At 72.2% G+C, this 15,539-nt stretch carries 16 protein-coding genes; 5 read left to right on the top strand and 11 right to left on the bottom strand.

Annotated features, from left to right (window positions below; genetic code table 11):
• Positions 1 to 16: 16 nt before the first annotated feature.
• The gene (locus DEJ02_RS04815; protein ID WP_111032199.1) at positions 17 to 829 is read right to left on the bottom strand and encodes a putative RNA methyltransferase; all 813 of its coding nucleotides are present in this window, start codon (positions 827 to 829) and stop codon (positions 17 to 19) included.
• A gap of 34 nt (positions 830 to 863) precedes the next feature.
• Here DEJ02_RS04815 and DEJ02_RS04810 point away from each other — a divergent pair, with 34 nt between their 5' ends.
• The 4 genes from DEJ02_RS04810 to DEJ02_RS04795 are packed head-to-tail and all read left to right on the top strand — an operon-like array spanning position 864 to position 3,847.
• Positions 864 to 1,619, top strand: a complete 756-nt coding sequence (locus tag DEJ02_RS04810; RefSeq protein WP_111032198.1) for an SDR family NAD(P)-dependent oxidoreductase — start codon at positions 864 to 866, stop codon at positions 1,617 to 1,619.
• A gap of 55 nt (positions 1,620 to 1,674) precedes the next feature.
• Positions 1,675 to 2,292: a hypothetical protein gene (locus DEJ02_RS04805; RefSeq protein WP_111032197.1), complete on the top strand. Its 618-nt coding sequence runs from the start codon at positions 1,675 to 1,677 to the stop codon at positions 2,290 to 2,292.
• Between the two features lie 51 nt (positions 2,293 to 2,343).
• Positions 2,344 to 3,282 (top strand): aldo/keto reductase family oxidoreductase, encoded by a 939-nt coding sequence (locus tag DEJ02_RS04800; RefSeq protein ID WP_111032196.1) that lies wholly within the window; start codon positions 2,344 to 2,346, stop codon positions 3,280 to 3,282.
• Positions 3,283 to 3,319: 37 nt separating this feature from the next.
• Positions 3,320 to 3,847 (top strand): GNAT family N-acetyltransferase, encoded by a 528-nt coding sequence (locus DEJ02_RS04795; RefSeq protein WP_111032195.1) that lies wholly within the window; start codon positions 3,320 to 3,322, stop codon positions 3,845 to 3,847.
• A gap of 110 nt (positions 3,848 to 3,957) precedes the next feature.
• Here DEJ02_RS04795 and DEJ02_RS04790 read toward each other — a convergent pair whose 3' ends face one another.
• The 5 genes from DEJ02_RS04790 to DEJ02_RS04770 all read right to left on the bottom strand — a co-directional run bounded on the left by DEJ02_RS04790 (position 3,958) and on the right by DEJ02_RS04770 (position 10,241).
• Positions 3,958 to 4,170, bottom strand: coding sequence for a hypothetical protein (locus DEJ02_RS04790; RefSeq protein WP_139179591.1), 213 nt, complete (start codon positions 4,168 to 4,170; stop codon positions 3,958 to 3,960).
• Positions 4,171 to 4,234: 64 nt separating this feature from the next.
• Complete coding sequence (locus tag DEJ02_RS04785) at positions 4,235 to 4,471, bottom strand: hypothetical protein (RefSeq protein ID WP_111032194.1); 237 nt, start codon at positions 4,469 to 4,471, stop codon at positions 4,235 to 4,237.
• A gap of 34 nt (positions 4,472 to 4,505) precedes the next feature.
• On the bottom strand, positions 4,506 to 7,658 hold the full coding sequence (locus tag DEJ02_RS04780; protein ID WP_258378659.1) for a GH92 family glycosyl hydrolase: 3,153 nt from the start codon (positions 7,656 to 7,658) through the stop codon (positions 4,506 to 4,508).
• A 45-nt stretch (positions 7,659 to 7,703) separates the two neighbouring features.
• Positions 7,704 to 9,302, bottom strand: a complete 1,599-nt coding sequence (locus tag DEJ02_RS04775; protein ID WP_111032192.1) for a serine/threonine-protein kinase — start codon at positions 9,300 to 9,302, stop codon at positions 7,704 to 7,706.
• Between the two features lie 120 nt (positions 9,303 to 9,422).
• On the bottom strand, positions 9,423 to 10,241 hold the full coding sequence (locus DEJ02_RS04770) for a phosphatase PAP2 family protein (protein ID WP_111032191.1): 819 nt from the start codon (positions 10,239 to 10,241) through the stop codon (positions 9,423 to 9,425).
• Between the two features lie 103 nt (positions 10,242 to 10,344).
• Here DEJ02_RS04770 and DEJ02_RS04765 point away from each other — a divergent pair, with 103 nt between their 5' ends.
• Complete coding sequence (locus DEJ02_RS04765) at positions 10,345 to 10,890, top strand: hypothetical protein (RefSeq protein ID WP_111032190.1); 546 nt, start codon at positions 10,345 to 10,347, stop codon at positions 10,888 to 10,890.
• Positions 10,891 to 10,963: 73 nt separating this feature from the next.
• Here DEJ02_RS04765 and DEJ02_RS04760 read toward each other — a convergent pair whose 3' ends face one another.
• From DEJ02_RS04760 to DEJ02_RS04740, 5 genes are read right to left on the bottom strand one after another with little or no spacing between them, the layout of a single operon-like run.
• Positions 10,964 to 12,649 carry a bifunctional 3'-5' exonuclease/DNA polymerase gene (locus DEJ02_RS04760; protein WP_111032189.1) on the bottom strand — a complete coding sequence of 562 codons (1,686 nt, stop codon included), beginning with the start codon at positions 12,647 to 12,649 and terminating at the stop codon, positions 10,964 to 10,966.
• Between the two features lie 54 nt (positions 12,650 to 12,703).
• The gene (locus DEJ02_RS04755; RefSeq protein ID WP_017887924.1) at positions 12,704 to 12,898 is read right to left on the bottom strand and encodes a hypothetical protein; all 195 of its coding nucleotides are present in this window, start codon (positions 12,896 to 12,898) and stop codon (positions 12,704 to 12,706) included.
• 34 nt (positions 12,899 to 12,932) lie between these two features.
• On the bottom strand, positions 12,933 to 13,706 hold the full coding sequence (locus DEJ02_RS04750; RefSeq protein WP_111032188.1) for a hypothetical protein: 774 nt from the start codon (positions 13,704 to 13,706) through the stop codon (positions 12,933 to 12,935).
• Positions 13,703 to 14,563, bottom strand: a complete 861-nt coding sequence (locus DEJ02_RS04745) for a carbohydrate ABC transporter permease (protein WP_181433258.1) — start codon at positions 14,561 to 14,563, stop codon at positions 13,703 to 13,705. Before DEJ02_RS04745 ends, DEJ02_RS04750 begins: the two co-directional genes overlap by 4 nt.
• Positions 14,560 to 15,537, bottom strand: a complete 978-nt coding sequence (locus DEJ02_RS04740; RefSeq protein WP_111028912.1) for a carbohydrate ABC transporter permease — start codon at positions 15,535 to 15,537, stop codon at positions 14,560 to 14,562. The genes DEJ02_RS04745 and DEJ02_RS04740 overlap by 4 nt, the downstream gene beginning before the upstream one ends.
• Between the last annotated feature and the right edge of the window lie 2 nt (positions 15,538 to 15,539).

Below are 15,539 nucleotides of genomic sequence, written 5' to 3'. Positions count from 1 at the left end.
GTCCTGAGAGCCGCGGTCAGCGCGTCGGCGTCCACGTCGACACGGTGACCGCGGCCGTCACCGTCGCCAGCTCGAACACGGCGTCCGCCGCGACGTGGTGGTGGCTCGGCCCCATGTGCACGACGTCGTGGACGTCCTCCGCCGACAGCTCCATGGACCACGTCAGGTCCTCGGAGGACCGCAGCGCGAACGACGGCATCAGGGAGTCGTGCAGCCGGCGCTCCTTCTCCGGGTCCACGCTGATCGTCGCCTCGGCGAGTTCCGCCAGGTGGCCGGCCCGCGGGGTCACCACCGCGAGCACGCCGTCGGCGTGCAGCACGCGGGCGTACTCGGTCTGGTTGCGGGGTGCGAAGACGTCGAGCAGGACGGCGGCAGCGCCGTCGACGACCGGGAGGCGCTCGGTCACGTCCCCGACGACGGCCCCCGCGCGCTCGTGGGCGCGTGCCGCACGCCGGATCGCGACGGCCGACAAGTCCAACGCGACCCCGAGCCTCCCGTCCGCCGCGCGCAGCGCATGCGCCAGGTAGGTCCCCGGGCCGGAACCGACGTCGAGCACGATGCCGGGCGCGGTGGCGTCCGCGACGATCGCGGCGAGCGCCCGCTCGACGGGCGCGTAGTGGCCGCGCCCCAGGAACCGCAGCCGCGCGTCCACCATCTCCGGGGTGTCCGCGGTGAGTGCGCGCCGCTTCGCGGGCAGGAGCGTCAGGTGGCCCTGCTTCGCCTCGTCGAACCGGTGACCGTTCGGGCAGCCGACCTGACCGCCGTCGACGCGACCGAGGGGCTCGGCACACACGGGGCAGGCGAGCATCGGCAGCAGGTCGTCACGCACCGGCCCAGCGTACGGGCCTCGGTAGCCTGACCGGATGTCGCTGCAGCAGCTCTTCGGCCTCGACGGCCGCACCGCACTCGTGACGGGAGGCAGCTCCGGCATCGGCCGAGCGATCGCCACCGCACTCGCCGACGCGGGTGCCCACGTCCTCGTCGCCGCCCGGACGGCCGCGACCATCGACGCCACCGTCGCCGGCATCCGCCAGGCGGGCCGCTCGGCCGACGGCATCGTCGCAGACCTCTCCTCCCGCGCCGGAGCCCACGCACTCGCGGACGCCGCCGGGGACGTCGACGTGCTGGTGAACTCCGCCGGGATCAACCTGCGGCCGCCGATGCCCGAACTCGACGAGGCCACCTGGGACGCCACGATGGCCGTCAACCTCGACGCGCCGTTCGTGCTCGGGCAGCGGCTCGCACCCGGCATGGCGGCCCGTGGGTACGGGCGGATCGTGTCGATCAGTTCGCAGCAGGCCCACCGCCCCTTCGCCGCCAGCGGCGCGTACGGGGTCTCCAAGGCCGGTCTGGAGGCGCTGGCCCGGTCCCAGGCAGAGGCCTGGTCCGCGCAGGGGGTCACCTCCAACGTCCTCGTCCCCGGTTTCGTGCGCACCCCGCTCAACGAACGACTCGGGTCCGACCCGGCGACGGTCGCGGCCCTCGCCGCACGGACGCTGGTCGGGCGGAACGGGCTCGCGTCGGACTTCGCCGCGGCGGCGGTGTTCCTCGCCGGACCCGGGTCGGCCTACGTCACCGGGCAGTCCATCGCGGTGGACGGCGGGTTCTCCGTCCACTGACCTCGAGCGACGCCGATGCCGACGGCACGGTGCTGCGCGGCAGTACGGTCAGGACATGGCAGTCATCGAGCAGGCAACGCTCCGCCCCTCCAAGGCCGAGGCGCTCGCCGCCTGGCTCCCCGACCAGGCGTGGAGCGGCGTCGTCGCGGGATCGCCGCTCCAGGTCGTCGGGCAGTTCCGGTTCGACGACCCCGCTGGCGAGGTCGGCGTCGAGGTGCTCCTCGTCCGCACCGACGACGGCCGGGTCCTGCAGGCGCCACTGACCTACCGGGACGCACCGCTGCCGGGTGCCGACGCGTTCCTGGTCACCGAGATGGACCACTCCGTGCTCGGGCGACGGTGGGTGTACGACGCCGTGGGCGATCCGGTCCATGCCGACGTCCTGCGCCGGGCGATCGTCACCGGCGGACACGAAGCCTCGCTCGAGTTGGCCAACGGTGCCGGACAGCGGCCGAAGGACGCCTGGGCCAGCGGCAGCGGCTCCGCGCCAGACTCCCCCACAGTCACCTCGGTGCACGCGACGACGGGTGCGGTGACGTCGATCGCGACCGACCACGGCACGATCGTCATCGCTCGGGTCGTCGGTACGGCCCTGCCCGAGGGCGAGACGCTGACCGGGACGTGGACGGACGGCTCCGAGGTGCTCGCCGTCCTGCTGCCCGAACGCGCCTGAGGTACTGGCAGGGCCTGCCTGTGCCGGGGAGCGGCTGGCAGGATCGAGGGCGTGAAGACACTGGAGTTGCCACAGACAGACCTCACCGCCTCCGACGTCGTCGTCGGACTGATGCGGATCAACGACATGAGCGACGAGGACATCCGTTCGCTCTACAGCGCCTCGCGCGATGCGGGCGTGAACATGTTCGACCACGCCGCGGTCTACGGCGAGTGGCACGGCTGCGAGGAGCGGTTCGGCGCCGCCGTCACGCTGACGCCCGCGGAACGCGCCGAGATCGTGCTGCAGACCAAGGTCGGCATCCGGCCGACGCCGAAGGGCGCGTACTTCGACTTCTCGTACGAGCACATCCTCGAGTCCGTGCACGAGTCGCTCGAGGCACTGCAGACCGAGTACGTCGACGTCCTGCTGCTGCACCGCCCCGACGCCCTGGTCGAGCCGGAAGAGGTCGCGAAGGCATTCGACGAGCTGCACGCCGCCGGCAAGGTGCACCACTTCGGCGTCTCGAACCACACCCCCGGCCAGGTCGACCTGCTCAAGAAGCACGTCCGCCAGCCGCTCGCGTTCAACCAGGTGCAGCTGAGCATCACCCACGCCAACGTGATCTCGCAGGGCCTGACCGCGAACATGGGTGGCCTGGAGCAGTCGGTCGATCGCGACAACGACATCCTCAACTACTCGCGCATCAACGACATCACGCTCCAGGCCTGGTCGCCGTTCCAGAAGGGCTTCTTCGACGGCGTGTTCCTGGGCGACCGTGAGCAGTACGCCGACCTGAACGACGTGCTCGAGGAGGTCGCCGCCGCACACGGTGTCACCCCGACGGGCATCGCAGTCGCGTGGATCACCCGCCACCCCGCGCACTTCCAGGTCGTCCTCGGCACGACGAACCCGCAGCGCGTGCGGGACTCGGCAGCCGGCTCGGACGTCGAGTTGTCGCGCGAGGAGTGGTACCGGATCTTCACCGCGGCCGGACACACCGTTCCCTGAACCGGGACCATCCCGTGGGGTCGGGCAGGGTGGGATCGTGCTCCACGACCTCGCCCTGCCCGTCCGCCTGACCACACGCTCCGGCGAACTGACGCTGCGGAACGCGGTGGACGAGGACCTCGATGCGCTCATGGCGCTGTTGTCCGACGACCCGATCAGCGCCGCACGGGGTGACGTCGCCGCGTCGGAGGACCGCCCGCAGTACGCCGAGGCACTCCGGTCGATCCTGGACGACCAGGCGAACGCGCTGCTCGTCGCCGAGGACGCCGACGGACGGCTCGTCGGGACGCTGCAACTCACCCGGATCCCCGGGATGGCTCGTCGTGGTGCCACCCGGCTGCTCGTCGAGGCGGTGCGGGTCAGCAGTGCGCTGCGCTCCGGCGGCATCGGGAGTGCGCTGATGCGCTGGGTCACCGACGTCGCGGCGCCGGCCCTCGGGACCCCGCTCGTGCAGCTCACCTCGGACGCTGCACGGACCGATGCGCACCGGTTCTACGAGCGCCTCGGCTTCACCGGCTCGCACGTCGGGTTCAAGTACCGGGTCCCCGACCCTTCCGCGCGCTGACGTTCTTTCCCAGAACGCGTGCGATGCAAGGTGCTTTCGGGCGTACCGGGTCGAAAGTTTCGACCAGGTATGCCCGATTCGACCAGGTACGCCCGATTCGACCAAGCGCGCTAGTCGTCGGAGGCGGAACCAGCAGACCTCGGCGTCGGCACGTTCACGTCGACCGGGGACACCCCGGCGGGGTCGGCCGAGGCGCCGCCCACGACGTCGAACGAGATCCCGAGCATCGCCGGGTCCTCGTCGAGTTCGAGCCCGTCCTGGCGGACCTGGTCCTCCGGGATCGCACGGCCACCGGACGGATCCCACGAGTTCGCGATCGACATGCGCACGAGCATGCCCGAGCCGCTTGGCAATCGCCCAAGAAACCCCTGAGGGCCCCCGGACCGCTCAGCCGGCGAGGTCGTCCGGGTGCAGCCGATCGCCGGCGTGCGGACGCCGGAACACCGGGCCGCCGCCGGCCTCGTCCTCGTCGTGGTGACTGACGGGCGAGACGCTCGGGTCGGCGGAGTCGTCGCCGACGTCGGCGCCGCGGTCCTCCTCCATCTCGAGTTCGGACTCGTCACTGCCGTCCACGGGGATGGACCGGCCCTGCTGTTCGGGATCGAACGGTGCGCTCATCGACATGGGGCGAGCATGCTCCCGCTCGGTGAACGCCGGGTCAACGCTGTCCGTCGGCCGCGATGAGCTCGAGCTGCGTCAGCGTCAGGTCGGTGCCGGCGGTGAACGTGAACGACGAACCGCCGCCGAGGATCCGGAACACCCGGGTCTGACCGGCCCACGAGAACTCGGCGCCGTCGACCGCGGTGACGGCGTCGTCGAGGCCGACCTGCCACGAGTAGGACCCCGGCGATGCCACCGTCACGGTGTACAACGAGGCGGCGGGGCACGACACGTCGAAGGACACGGACTCCCCCGCGGCCAGCGACGTGACGGTGCGGCCGGTGTCGTCGGTGAGCGCCGAGGCTCCGACGGGCAGGACGTCCACCGGGGCGTCCCGGTACCCGTGCACGTCGGAGGCCGAGACGGGGCGGGTGTCCGACGCCCATCCCTGCGGTTCGTCGGACAGGGTGAACTCGATCCGCGACGCTGCCACGACCACGCTGTGCGGGATGGTGACCGAGGTCCAGGGCGCGCCGTCGACCGTCACCGACGCGACGTACGCGCCTGCGGAGCTGGCGGCGATCTCGATGACGGTGGGCGATCCTCCCGGCTGCCGCAGCACCGTCCTGCGGACCGACGGCGGCACGAGCACGTAGGTACCGGTCGACGGCGCGAGCGGGTACAGGCCGATGGTCGCGAAGACGTACCAGGCGCTCATCTCGCCGTTGTCCTCGTCGCCGGGGTAGCCCTGGCCGAGGTCGGACCCGACGAACAGACGCTCGAGCGATTCGCGGACGATGCGGTGCGCGTCGTCGTGGCGCCCGGTGAACATCGGGAAGAAGGGGATGTGGTGCGCGGGCTGGTTCGACAGCCCGAGCATGCCCATCCGGACGTCGCGGGCCTCGGTCATCTCGTGGATCGGGAACCCGTACGAGCCGGACCGCGCCAGGGCACCGGTCTCGGGGGTCGCGAAGAACGCGTCGAGAGCGGCGTCGAACCGCTCCGGCCCGCCGTGCAGGTCGACGACGCCGGCACCGTCGTGCGGCGCCGTGAACGCGGTGCCCCACGCGTTCGTCTCCGTGTAGTCGTCGCCCCAGTCGCGCGGGTCGAACTCGGTGCCGACCCGCCACGAGCCGTCGGGGTCGCGGCCGATGAAGAACCCACGCTCGGAGTCGAAGACGTGCCGGTACTGCAGGGACCGACGGGCGAACCACTCGGCCTCGGCCTCGTAGCGGGACAGGTCGGCGGGCGTCCGCGCCCGCGACGCGAGCAGGCCCGCCATGACGGCCAGACCCCAGTCGTTGATGGCCGCGTCCAGGGTCCACGACATCCCCTCGTGGGTCGCCGTGTCGACGTGGCCACGGAAGGCGCCCGGGAGGCTCCCCTTGCGTCCGACGCGCTCGTCACGCGGCGGGACGGTCGCGTTCCGCACCGCGCTCCGGTACGCCTCGGCCAGGTCGAAGCCGCGCACGCCCTTCACCGCGAGGTCGGCGAAGACGGTGTCGCTCGTGGTGCCGGTCATGCAGTCCTCGGCGCCGGGGGCACTCCAGCGGGGCGTCCACCCGCCGTCGTGGTGGTGTTCGACGAAGCCCTGCGCGAGTTCGCCCGCGGTCTCGGGGGTCAGGAGTCCGAGGAGCGGCCAGGCCGTGCGGTAGGTGTCCCAGAAGCCGTTCGTGGTGGTGAACGGCCCCTCGACGACCTCCGGCCCGGGCTCGTCGCGGATCGGGTCCGCCAGCACGGCGCCGTACGGGGAGCGGTGCCGCGGGGTGCCGGTCAGGGCCGTCTCACCGGCACGGTTCGGGTAGAGGAACAGCCGGTACAGGCCGGAGTACAGGCTCGTCAGCTGGTCGGGGGTTGCACCGTCGAAGGACAGCGTCGCGAGCTTCTCGGTCCACAGCGCCTCGGCACGGGAGCACATGGCGTCGAACGAGCCGGCGTCGTCGAGGTTCGCGCGGGCGTCCTCGATCGAGACGGTAGAGATGCCGAGCAGGACGTCGACCGGGCCGTCCGTGCCGCTGGCCTGCCCCACGGACAGCCAGCCGCGCAGCTCGTGTTCGCCGATCGTCGTGTGGTCGGCGGTGACCCCCGCGACCCGCAGGTGCACGTGGTGCGGCGGGGTGCCGGGGCGGTCGTCGAGGACGGCCTCGACCACGGCGGTGCCGTCGGTGATCGTCACGGAGACGTCGGACACCCGGCCGTGGTGGTCGAGCACGACGCTGCGGGTGCCGGTGAACCGGAACCCGAGGGCGAACTCCCCCGCGGTCAGCTCGGCCGTCACACCGTGCTCGAGGGCGACCCGGTAGCGGTGCGGGCCGTCCTGCTCGTCCTCGTGGTCGAACCCGAGCGCGCGGGCGGACCGGTCGACATCGGGGGTGTCGAGTGGCGAGGGCATCACCTGGAACACCCCGCGGTCGCCCATCCACGGCGACGGGATGTGACTCGTCGCGAAGGCCTGGATCGCCGGACGGAGTCGCCCCTGGTCGTCGAGCCGGTCGTGCTCCTGGTACGCGTACGGCCAGCGGTTGCTCGAGGCGTCCGTCATCGGCAGGCCGAACACGCCTCCGTGCGGGACGCCGACGAGCGGGGCGTTGTTGCCGCGGGAGAACCGGGAGGACGCGTGGGTGCCACGGGTCGTCCGGACGTGGCCGAGCGGGGTCGTCGGGGCCGGGCGCGCGGGACCGATCCGGACGGCGTCGAGCCAGCCGCGCAGTGCGGGACGCTCGCCGTCGGTGGCCGCAGCCGACGTGTCGGAACCGAGCCGGGCCTCCAGGCGGTCGACGACCAGCCCCGCGAACGGCGTGAGGTCGACCGCGCGGCGGTTCCACTGGTCCACCCACTGCTTGCGGGCCGCGTCCTGCGCGTCCGGGGTGACCGCGTCGCCGTACTGGTCGCGGACCGCGGCGTGGTCACGCAGCCGCGAGCCGTCGGTGAAGACGACGTCGACGGCGAAGGCCGTGGCGTCCCAGAAGTGCGGCAGGTCTGCTTCCGTCGGTTCCGACGCCCCCTCGGGCAGTGTCCGCTCGGGGAACCAGACCCAGGACAGCTCGTCGCCGGTGGTGATGGTGCGTCCGGTGCAGCCGGGGACGATCGCCTCGTCCACGGACGCTCCCGCTGGTCGTTCGACGAGCCAGGCCTCTGCCGAACCGAAGCCGACACCGTTCCGAGCGGCCACGGCCGTCGTCGGGCCACCGCTCCGTTGCAGTTCTCGCACGGAACGAGCCTATTTGCTCCAGGGACTGGACGAAAACCCGGCGTGTCAGTCCTTGTTCTGCCCGGGAGCGCTGCCGGACTTGCCGGGGGCGGTGTCCGACGTGGTGTCGACCGCGCCGGTGTCGGCCGCGCCCGTGCCGTCCTGCGGCTCCTGCACCGGGTTCGAGGCCGGAGTGCTCGGCTCCGGGCCGACGGGCGGGTCCTGCGTGGGCTGCTCCGGCTCGGTCGGTTCGCTCGGCTGCTCGCTCGGTTCCTCGGCGGGCTGCGACGGCTGCTGCTGCTCCTGCGAGGGCTGCTGCTCGGCGGGTTCGCTCGGCTGCTGTTCCTCGCCCGGGTCCTCGGACGGCTGCTGCTCGGTCGGCGCGGTCGACGTGGTGTCCGTCGGGGCCGGGGTGCCGTCGTCGTCGCCGTTCAGGGCGAACACCGCGACCCCGATGCCGATGAGCACCAGGACGATCACGATGATCGCGGCGATGAGCGGTCCGCGCTTCTTCTTCTCCGACTGGTCGTCCGGCCGGTCGCCCCGGACCGGGCGGGGCGGGACCGGCGGCGGGGTCGGCCCGCTCGGGCCCGATGCGCCGCGGCCGTTCGCCTGGGCGCCGAGCACGGTCGTCGAGACGTCGTCGGCGGCGTTCGGACGCTGGGTGTCGAGGACGCGGGTGGCGTCGTCCCCCGGACCCGCGCCGCCGTTCGGCAGTTCGCTCGCCGGCATCGCCTGCGTCCGGTCGTCGGCGTTCGCCGCTGCGGCGGCACCGGCGCCGACCGCGGCACCAGCAGCACCGGCGGCCGCAGCCGTCACCGCACCGGGTGTGCCGGGCAGCAGCTGCGTGGCGTTCGTCGGCTCGTCGCGGCCCAGCGCACGCAGGCGCTCAGCGGCCTCGGCTGCCGTCGGTCGCTCCACCGGGTCCTGCACGGTCATCACGTGCAGCAGGGTGCGCCAGGCCGTGGGCAGCTGCCGGTCGATCTCGGGCGAACGGGTCAGCCGGGCCGTGGCCGACTCGACCGCGCTGCCCGGGAACGGCTGGCGGCCGGTCATGCACTCGAGCAGCACGAGCCCGAGCGAGTAGACGTCGGCCTTGCCGGTGATCTCCTTCGCCAGGACCTGCTCCGGGGCAAGGTACGCGGCCGTCCCCATCACGGTCCCCGTCCCCGTCACCCGTGAGGCGTCGCGGAGCAGGGCGATCCCGAAGTCGGCGAGCTTGACGTGCCGACCGTCGCTCTCGAGCAGGACGTTCGCGGGCTTCACGTCACGGTGGACGATCCCCTGCGCGTGCACGGCGGCCAGGCCGTCGGCGACCTGCGCACCCAGGCGGGCAGCGGTCGCGGGGTCGAGCGGGCCCTCGCGCAGACGGGTCGCCAGGTCACTGCCCGGCACGAGTTCCATGACGAGGTACGAGTCGCCGTCGACGTCGTCGAGCGCGGCGTCGTAGAGCGTGACGAGCTCGGGGGCGCGCAGCGTCGCGAGGGTCTGGATCTCCGCCTCGGCGCGGGCGCGCTCACCGCGGTCGACGGGGCCGATGCGGAACACCTTGACCGCGACCTCGCGACCGAGTTGCTCGTCGACCGCCCGGTACACGGACGCCATGCCACCGTGTCCGAGCGTGCCCGTGACGCGGTACCTGCCGCCGAAGACCCGTTCTTCCATGCCCGGCAACCTACCGGTCGCGGCTGACGGCGCTCTGCCGTTCGGGGGCGGCGCGGCGGCGCCCGGCGACTTCGTGAGCAGAAGATGTCGGGTGCGGGCGAGCGACCCGACGTCTTCTGCTCACGAAGTGATGCGGTCGACGTCCGGCGCGGGCTCGGCACCGTGGTGGAGCGCCGTCAGGTACAACCGGTGCGCCGTGATCACGAGGGCGAGCCACGCGAGTCCGAGCGCCCACGCCGCCAGCACGTCGGTCAGCCAGTGGTGCCCGAGGAACACCCGCGATGCCCCGACCGACAGCACGAACAGGGTGCCCACGACGATCGTCCACACCCGCGTGACGACCCGCGACTGTCGCAGGAGCAGGAGGTACACGATCGTGCCCACGATCACCGTGGAGTTGAGCGTGTGCCCCGACGGGAACGACGGCGACGTCTCGTACGGCGGCACCGCGTCGGACAGCGGCGGACGTGCGCGACCGATCAGGTCCTTGCCCGCGATCGTCATGAGCAGCGAACCACCGCTCGCGGCGACGAGGAGCACCAGTGGCGTCCACGCACGGCGCTGGATCGTGAAGCCGACCAGGAACCCGAGCGCGACGATCGGCATCCCGATCGTGCCCGCGATGTCGGTCCACCAGGTGACGAGCGTGTCCGCCGTGGGTGATCGGAGTGTGAGCGCCCAGTCCAGGACGGGGCGGTCGAGCACCGCGACGTCGTCGGCTTCCCGCACGGCGTCGTAGACCTCGGAGGCGATCCACGTGGCGAGGACGGCGACGCCCAGGCCGATGGCGAGGGTCAGCAGCAGGACGGGCATGGCGCCGAAGCGCTTGCCGAGCGCGGTCCACACACTGGCGACACTGCGGCCGGCACGGGAGCGCCAACGGGTCAGGTCGACTTCGCCGACGGTGCGGTCGGCGGCGTCCCCGCGTTCGGTGTGCATCCGTCCACCCTGCCCGAAGCCGCCGGGAGCCGTCCCGGCCGAACGCTTCGCCGGTGGGTATTTTACATGCTACGTTGCAGACATCACGAAAGGGAGGTTGAACATGCGAGCAACGAAATGGCGAGGGATCACCGTCGCGGGCGGGGTACTCCTTGCAACCGTCGCCAGTGTCGGCATCACGGCACCAGCGAACGCGTCGACTGCGAGTGCCGTCGAGACCTACGGGCTCGACGGCATCACCGTGCAAGGGCTCCCGAAGTTCACGAACCATGCGGCGCTCCTCGACTACGTCGCGACGAACTCGGTCAGTACTCGGCTCGACGCGGAGACCGGCAGGATCATCTCGGTCGCACCTGTTCCTCTCGCTGAGCGACAGGCGAAGGTGTCCGTACGGAACACCTGCAAGTCCGGAGATGCGTACTGGGCAGCCGCTGCGACGCCGTACACGAACAACTGCTTCTACGGCTCCGCCGGGACCTACACGTTCCCGAGCGGAGGCACGTTCTCGCGGAAGTTCTACATGGGGAGTCACACGGCGCGCGGGGGCTGGAAGTACGGCGGCAAGCAGCACCACACTCCGAAGCAGGGGCCCGGATCGGTCGCGACGCTCGACACCGCGACACAGATCAACCGCGGCCAGCTCTACTGACCGTGCCCGCTCGGGTGCCCCGTGCCTTCCTCGAGCACGCGGCACCCGACCAGGCGCTGCGGCGACAGCCCGACTAGTCCTTCGCCTCCGAGTACGCCCCCACCACCCCGACCGACAGCGGGAACGTCACCGGGAAGTCCTGGAACAACAGCCGTCCGGCATCGACGGCGGCCTCCCGGATCTGCTGCGCCACCCACTCGGCGTGCTCCGCCGGGGCGTGCACCACGATCTCGTCGTGCACGAAGAACACCAGGTGCGGCCCGTCCGTCACGGCTCCGGGGAAGCGCGCGATCAGCCGCGAGCGCAGGGAACCCATCCACGCGAGCGCCCACTCCGCCGCGGTCCCCTGCACCACGAAGTTCCGGGTGAACCGCCCCCAGCTCCGGGCGCGGGACTCGACCGCACGCTGCATCGCCGGGGTCCCCTCGACCGTGTACGCCTGGTTCCGGGCCTCGAACCACGAGTCCTCGGGCACCGGTGAGGTCCGCCCGAGCAGCGTCGTCACGGGTTCGCCGCGCTCCCCCGCACGCGCGGCCCGTTCCACCATGTCGAGCGCCTGCGGGAACGCCCGGACCAGGCGTGGCACGAGCCGACCGCCCTCGCCCTGGGTCGCCCCGTACATCGCACCGAGCATCGCCACCTTCGCCTGCTGCCGGGTCTCGACCGCCCCCGACGCCACAACGCCGTCGTACAGGTCGCGCCCGTCGCCGGCCGCGGCCATCGCCCGGTCGCCGGACATCGCGGCGAGCACACGTGGCTCCAGCTGCGCGGCGTCCGCGACGACGAGCTTCCACCCGGGGTCGGCGATGACGGCCCCGCGGATGCCCTTCGGCAACTGCATCGCTCCCCCGCCGTCGGCCGCCCAACGGCCGGTGACGACACCGCCGACGACGTACTTCGGGTGGAATCGTCCGTCGCGGATCCAGTCGTCGAGCCAGGTCCAGCCGTTGGCGGTGAGCAGTCGCGCCAGGCGCTTGTACTCGAGCAGCGGCTCGATGACGGGGTGCTCGATCTCCTGCAGCTCCCACTTCCGCGTGCTCGTGACCATCAGGCCGACGCGGCGCAGCGACTTCAGGACGTCGGCGGGCGAGTCCGGGTTGAGACCGGGGTCGTCGAGGCGCTCGCGCACGACGGCGGCGATCTCCTCGAGGCGTCGCGGCCGCACCCCGTAGGGCACGCGCGGCCCGAGGGCGTCCTCGAGCAGCCGCTCGTGCACGTCGGCACGCCACGGCAGCCCCGCGTGCAGCATCTCGGCCGCCACGAGCGCACCGGCCGACTCCGCGGTGAGCAGCAGGCGGAGCGCGCCGGGAGCGCTCGACCCCGCCACCGCGGCGAGCTGGGAGCGGAACTCCGCCACCGGATCGACCTCGTCGTCGGGCGCGGCGGCGGTGAACAGGGCGTCGTCGAAGAGCTGGGCCTGCGTCGGCCGGACCACGCGGGCTTCCGCGACCGGGGCGTCCAGGGCGTCGGCCGGGGCGGCGGCGAGCGCGGATCCCCGTGCCGCGAGCGCGGCCCGCAGGACACGACGACCGAGGCGCAGGTCGACGCAGCGGCCGACCCGCCCGCCGGTAGCGAGCACGGCCGGGTACCAGCGCGCGGTGTCGTCCCACACCCAGCGCACGCCCGGTGCGTCGTGCGCCGCGACGAAGGCCGGGAGGCCCGGCTCGTCCAGGCGGATCGGCTCACCCCCGGCGGTCCCCGCGTCGGTCAGGGGCGTCGCGAGGACGCCGCCGTCGACGCGGCGGAGGACGAGGTGCACGACACGATCATGCCGTGCCCCACCGACCCCGGCGGACCAGGGCCGGAACGGGTGTCACTCGCCGGGTCGGACCGCCGCGGTGTCGGCGACGTCGATGCGGACGTCGCCGTCCTCGGCACGGGAGACCTCGACCCGCGGATCGGCGTCGTGCTCGTCGGATCCGGACATGCGGCGGAACGTGTCCTGTCGGCGTTCCTCGAACGTCATGTCGACGCCGTCGTCGAGGTGGTCGTGGTCGGGCTTCGTCATGCCGTGCACGGTACGCGGCCGCGGCTGCGCGCGGTCACGCGACCGGTGCCGTGCCGGTCCGCTCGGTCCAGTGCCCACCGCTCGCCCACCGGTCGAGCACGGCCGCACGCAACCGACCGGACGGCGCCGCGGACCGCGCGGTGGCCAGCGGCACCCCGAAGACGAACTTCGCGACGCTGGCGTCCCCCTCGGTCGCGTCGCGCTCCCCCGGCGGGACGAGACGGAAGCGCCGGGCGAAGTGCACGAGGTTGGCATCGGGACCGAGCGCGGCGGGCAGCCCCGGGTCGAGCATCCAGGAGCGGCACTGCCACCGGTCGGCAGCGAGCTGCGGTGCGAGGCCGCGCAGAACCTCGGGCGCGCGGGCGAACGAGCGGTCGCAGGCCACCGGGTCGAGCGGCCCGGTCTCCGGCACGTGCACGCCCCAGGCCGGCGTGCCGTCCGCCAGGTGGTCGCCGAGTTCGAACTGGAGGCGCCCCACGGCCACCACGCGCCCGGTCACCACGGCGACGAGCCACTCCACCCCGGTGCCGTGCAGTCCGTAGCGGGCGAGCTTGCGGTCGACGTCGGCGACGGATGCCTCGGCGAGCGCGCGCGGGAGGCCCCGCTCCGCGAGCGCGTCGGCGCTGTCCGGCACCGCGGCGCGGAGCGCCGCGACCAGCAGCGCGTCCCGCTCCGCGGGTCCGGCGTCGGCGACGGTGGCGGCCAGTGCGGCCGCCACCGTCGCGGAGTCGCCCGGTGACCCCACGGCGGCGGCGAGGACCGCGACGGACGCGGGGCGGGCCTCCAGGCCGGGGGTCGCGGTGGTCACTTCAGACCGGACGACGCGAGCCCGTCCATCACCCGACGCTGCAGCACGACGAACATGATGAGCACCGGCGCCATCGCCATCAGGCTGGCGGCCATCAGCACCGGGTAGTCGATCGTGCGGTCACTCGACAGGGTCGCGAGGCCGGCGGCGAGCGGCATGTCCTCGGCGCGGGTGGAGACCACGAGCGGCCAGAGCAGCTCGTTCCACGACCACAGCACGGTCGTGATCGCGAGCACGCTGATCGAGGGACGGGCCAGGGGCAGCATGATCCGCCAGAACGTCTGGAACGGGTTCGCGCCGTCCATCCGCGCTGCCTCTTCGAGCTCGGGTGGCATGTTCAGGAACGCGGTCCGCATCAGGAACGTGCCGAAGGCGCTGAACAGCCCGGGTGCGACGATCCCCATCAGGGTGTCGAGCCAGCCGAGCCCCTGCACGATCTGGTACTGCGAGATCAGGTAGACCTGCGAGGGCACGAGCAGGATCGACAGCACGATCGCGAGCAGTGCCGCCCGGCCGCGGAACCGCATCCGGGCGAAGGCGTACCCGGCGAGCGTGCAGAGGACGATCTGCGCGATCGTGCGGATGATCGTGACGTACACCGACGTGCCCAGCTGGCTGAGGAACGGCAGGCGTTCGAAGACCTGCGCGTAGTTCTGCCACTGCAGCTCCCCCGGCCAGAAGACCGGCGTGACGGACTGCACCTGCGCGTTCGTGGAGAGCGACATGATGATCTGCCACAGGAACGGGAAGGCCATCGCGAACCCGCCGATGCCGAGCACGACGTGGATCCACCAGTGGCTGCCGCCGCGACGGCCGGGCCGGCGTGCGGTCCGAGGCGGTGTGACGGTGGCGGTCATCCCTGGACCCACTTCCGTTGGACGCGGAACTGCACGAGCGTGACGATGCCGATGAGCAGGAAGATCACCATCGCGATTGCGGCCGCGAAGCCCTTGTCGTTGTCGATGAACCCGGCGCTGTAGAAGTAGAAGACGAGCGACATCGTCTTCGGGATCACCGGGTTGGTGCTGCCGAGGATCGCGTACAGCAGGTCGAACAGCTGGAAGCTCGAGATCGTCGTGACGATCACCACGAAGAAGATGCTCGGGCTGAGCAACGGCACGGTCACCGACCGGAACTGCCGCCACCGGCTCGCGCCGTCGAGCTCCGCGGCCTCGTAGAGCTCCGGCGGGATGTCCTTGAGCCCGGCGCCGAGGATGATCATCGAGAACCCGAGGGACGACCAGAGGCCGACCAGGCTCACCGCGATCAGCGCGAAGCCGGGGGTCGAGATCCAGTACGGTCCGTCGATCCCGAAGTTCCCGAGGAACCAGTTCACGATGCCGTAGTCGCCGTTGTACATGATGCGCCAGACCAGGGCGATCGCCGCGGGCATGGCGACGTACGGCAGGAAGAAGAGCACCCGGTAGAACTGCGCGAACCGCAGCCCCGGGGTGTTCAGCAGGCTGGCGAGCCACACCGCGATCGGGATCCCGGCGAGGACGATCACTGTGTAGATCACCGTGTTGAGCAGCGACTGGTACAGCTGCGGGTCACCGACGAGCCGGACGTAGTTGGCGACGCCGGTGAACGTGGCGCCCCCGAAGACGCCCCAGCTGGTGAACGAGTACCAGAACGTCTGGATGATCGGCCAGATGTAGAAGGTGCCGACGCCGACGAGCAACGGGAGCACGAAGAGCCACGGCCACCAGCCGTCGGTCCGTCGTGGCGCTCGGCCGCCGTCGGCTCGCGGAGCGGGGGCGCCCCGCCCGGACGAACGTGTCGTCCGGGCGGGGGCGGCTGCGGCCGGGGGCCGCTCGGTGTTGATCGTCACGC

It is taken from the genome of Curtobacterium sp. MCLR17_042, assembly GCF_003234695.1.
Lineage (GTDB): Bacteria > Actinomycetota > Actinomycetes > Actinomycetales > Microbacteriaceae > Curtobacterium > Curtobacterium flaccumfaciens.
Note: the sequence above shows the minus strand (reverse complement) of the source record. Positions and strands in the feature narration are given on the sequence as shown.

Bases quoted from the DNA above. Each gene is read 5' to 3' on its own strand.
- DEJ02_RS04810 (WP_111032198.1), top strand. From the start codon at position 864: ATGTCGCTGCAGCAGCTCTTCGGCCTCGACGGCCGCACCGCACTCGTG.
- DEJ02_RS04805 (WP_111032197.1), top strand. From the start codon at position 1,675: ATGGCAGTCATCGAGCAGGCAACGCTCCGCCCCTCCAAGGCCGAGGCG.
- DEJ02_RS04790 (WP_139179591.1), bottom strand. From the start codon at position 4,170: ATGTCGATCGCGAACTCGTGGGATCCGTCCGGTGGCCGTGCGATCCCG.
- DEJ02_RS04785 (WP_111032194.1), bottom strand. From the start codon at position 4,471: ATGTCGATGAGCGCACCGTTCGATCCCGAACAGCAGGGCCGGTCCATC.
- DEJ02_RS04775 (WP_111032192.1), bottom strand. From the start codon at position 9,302: ATGGAAGAACGGGTCTTCGGCGGCAGGTACCGCGTCACGGGCACGCTC.
- DEJ02_RS04770 (WP_111032191.1), bottom strand. From the start codon at position 10,241: ATGCACACCGAACGCGGGGACGCCGCCGACCGCACCGTCGGCGAAGTC.
- DEJ02_RS04765 (WP_111032190.1), top strand. From the start codon at position 10,345: ATGCGAGCAACGAAATGGCGAGGGATCACCGTCGCGGGCGGGGTACTC.
- DEJ02_RS04755 (WP_017887924.1), bottom strand. From the start codon at position 12,898: ATGACGAAGCCCGACCACGACCACCTCGACGACGGCGTCGACATGACG.
- DEJ02_RS04745 (WP_181433258.1), bottom strand. From the start codon at position 14,563: ATGACCGCCACCGTCACACCGCCTCGGACCGCACGCCGGCCCGGCCGT.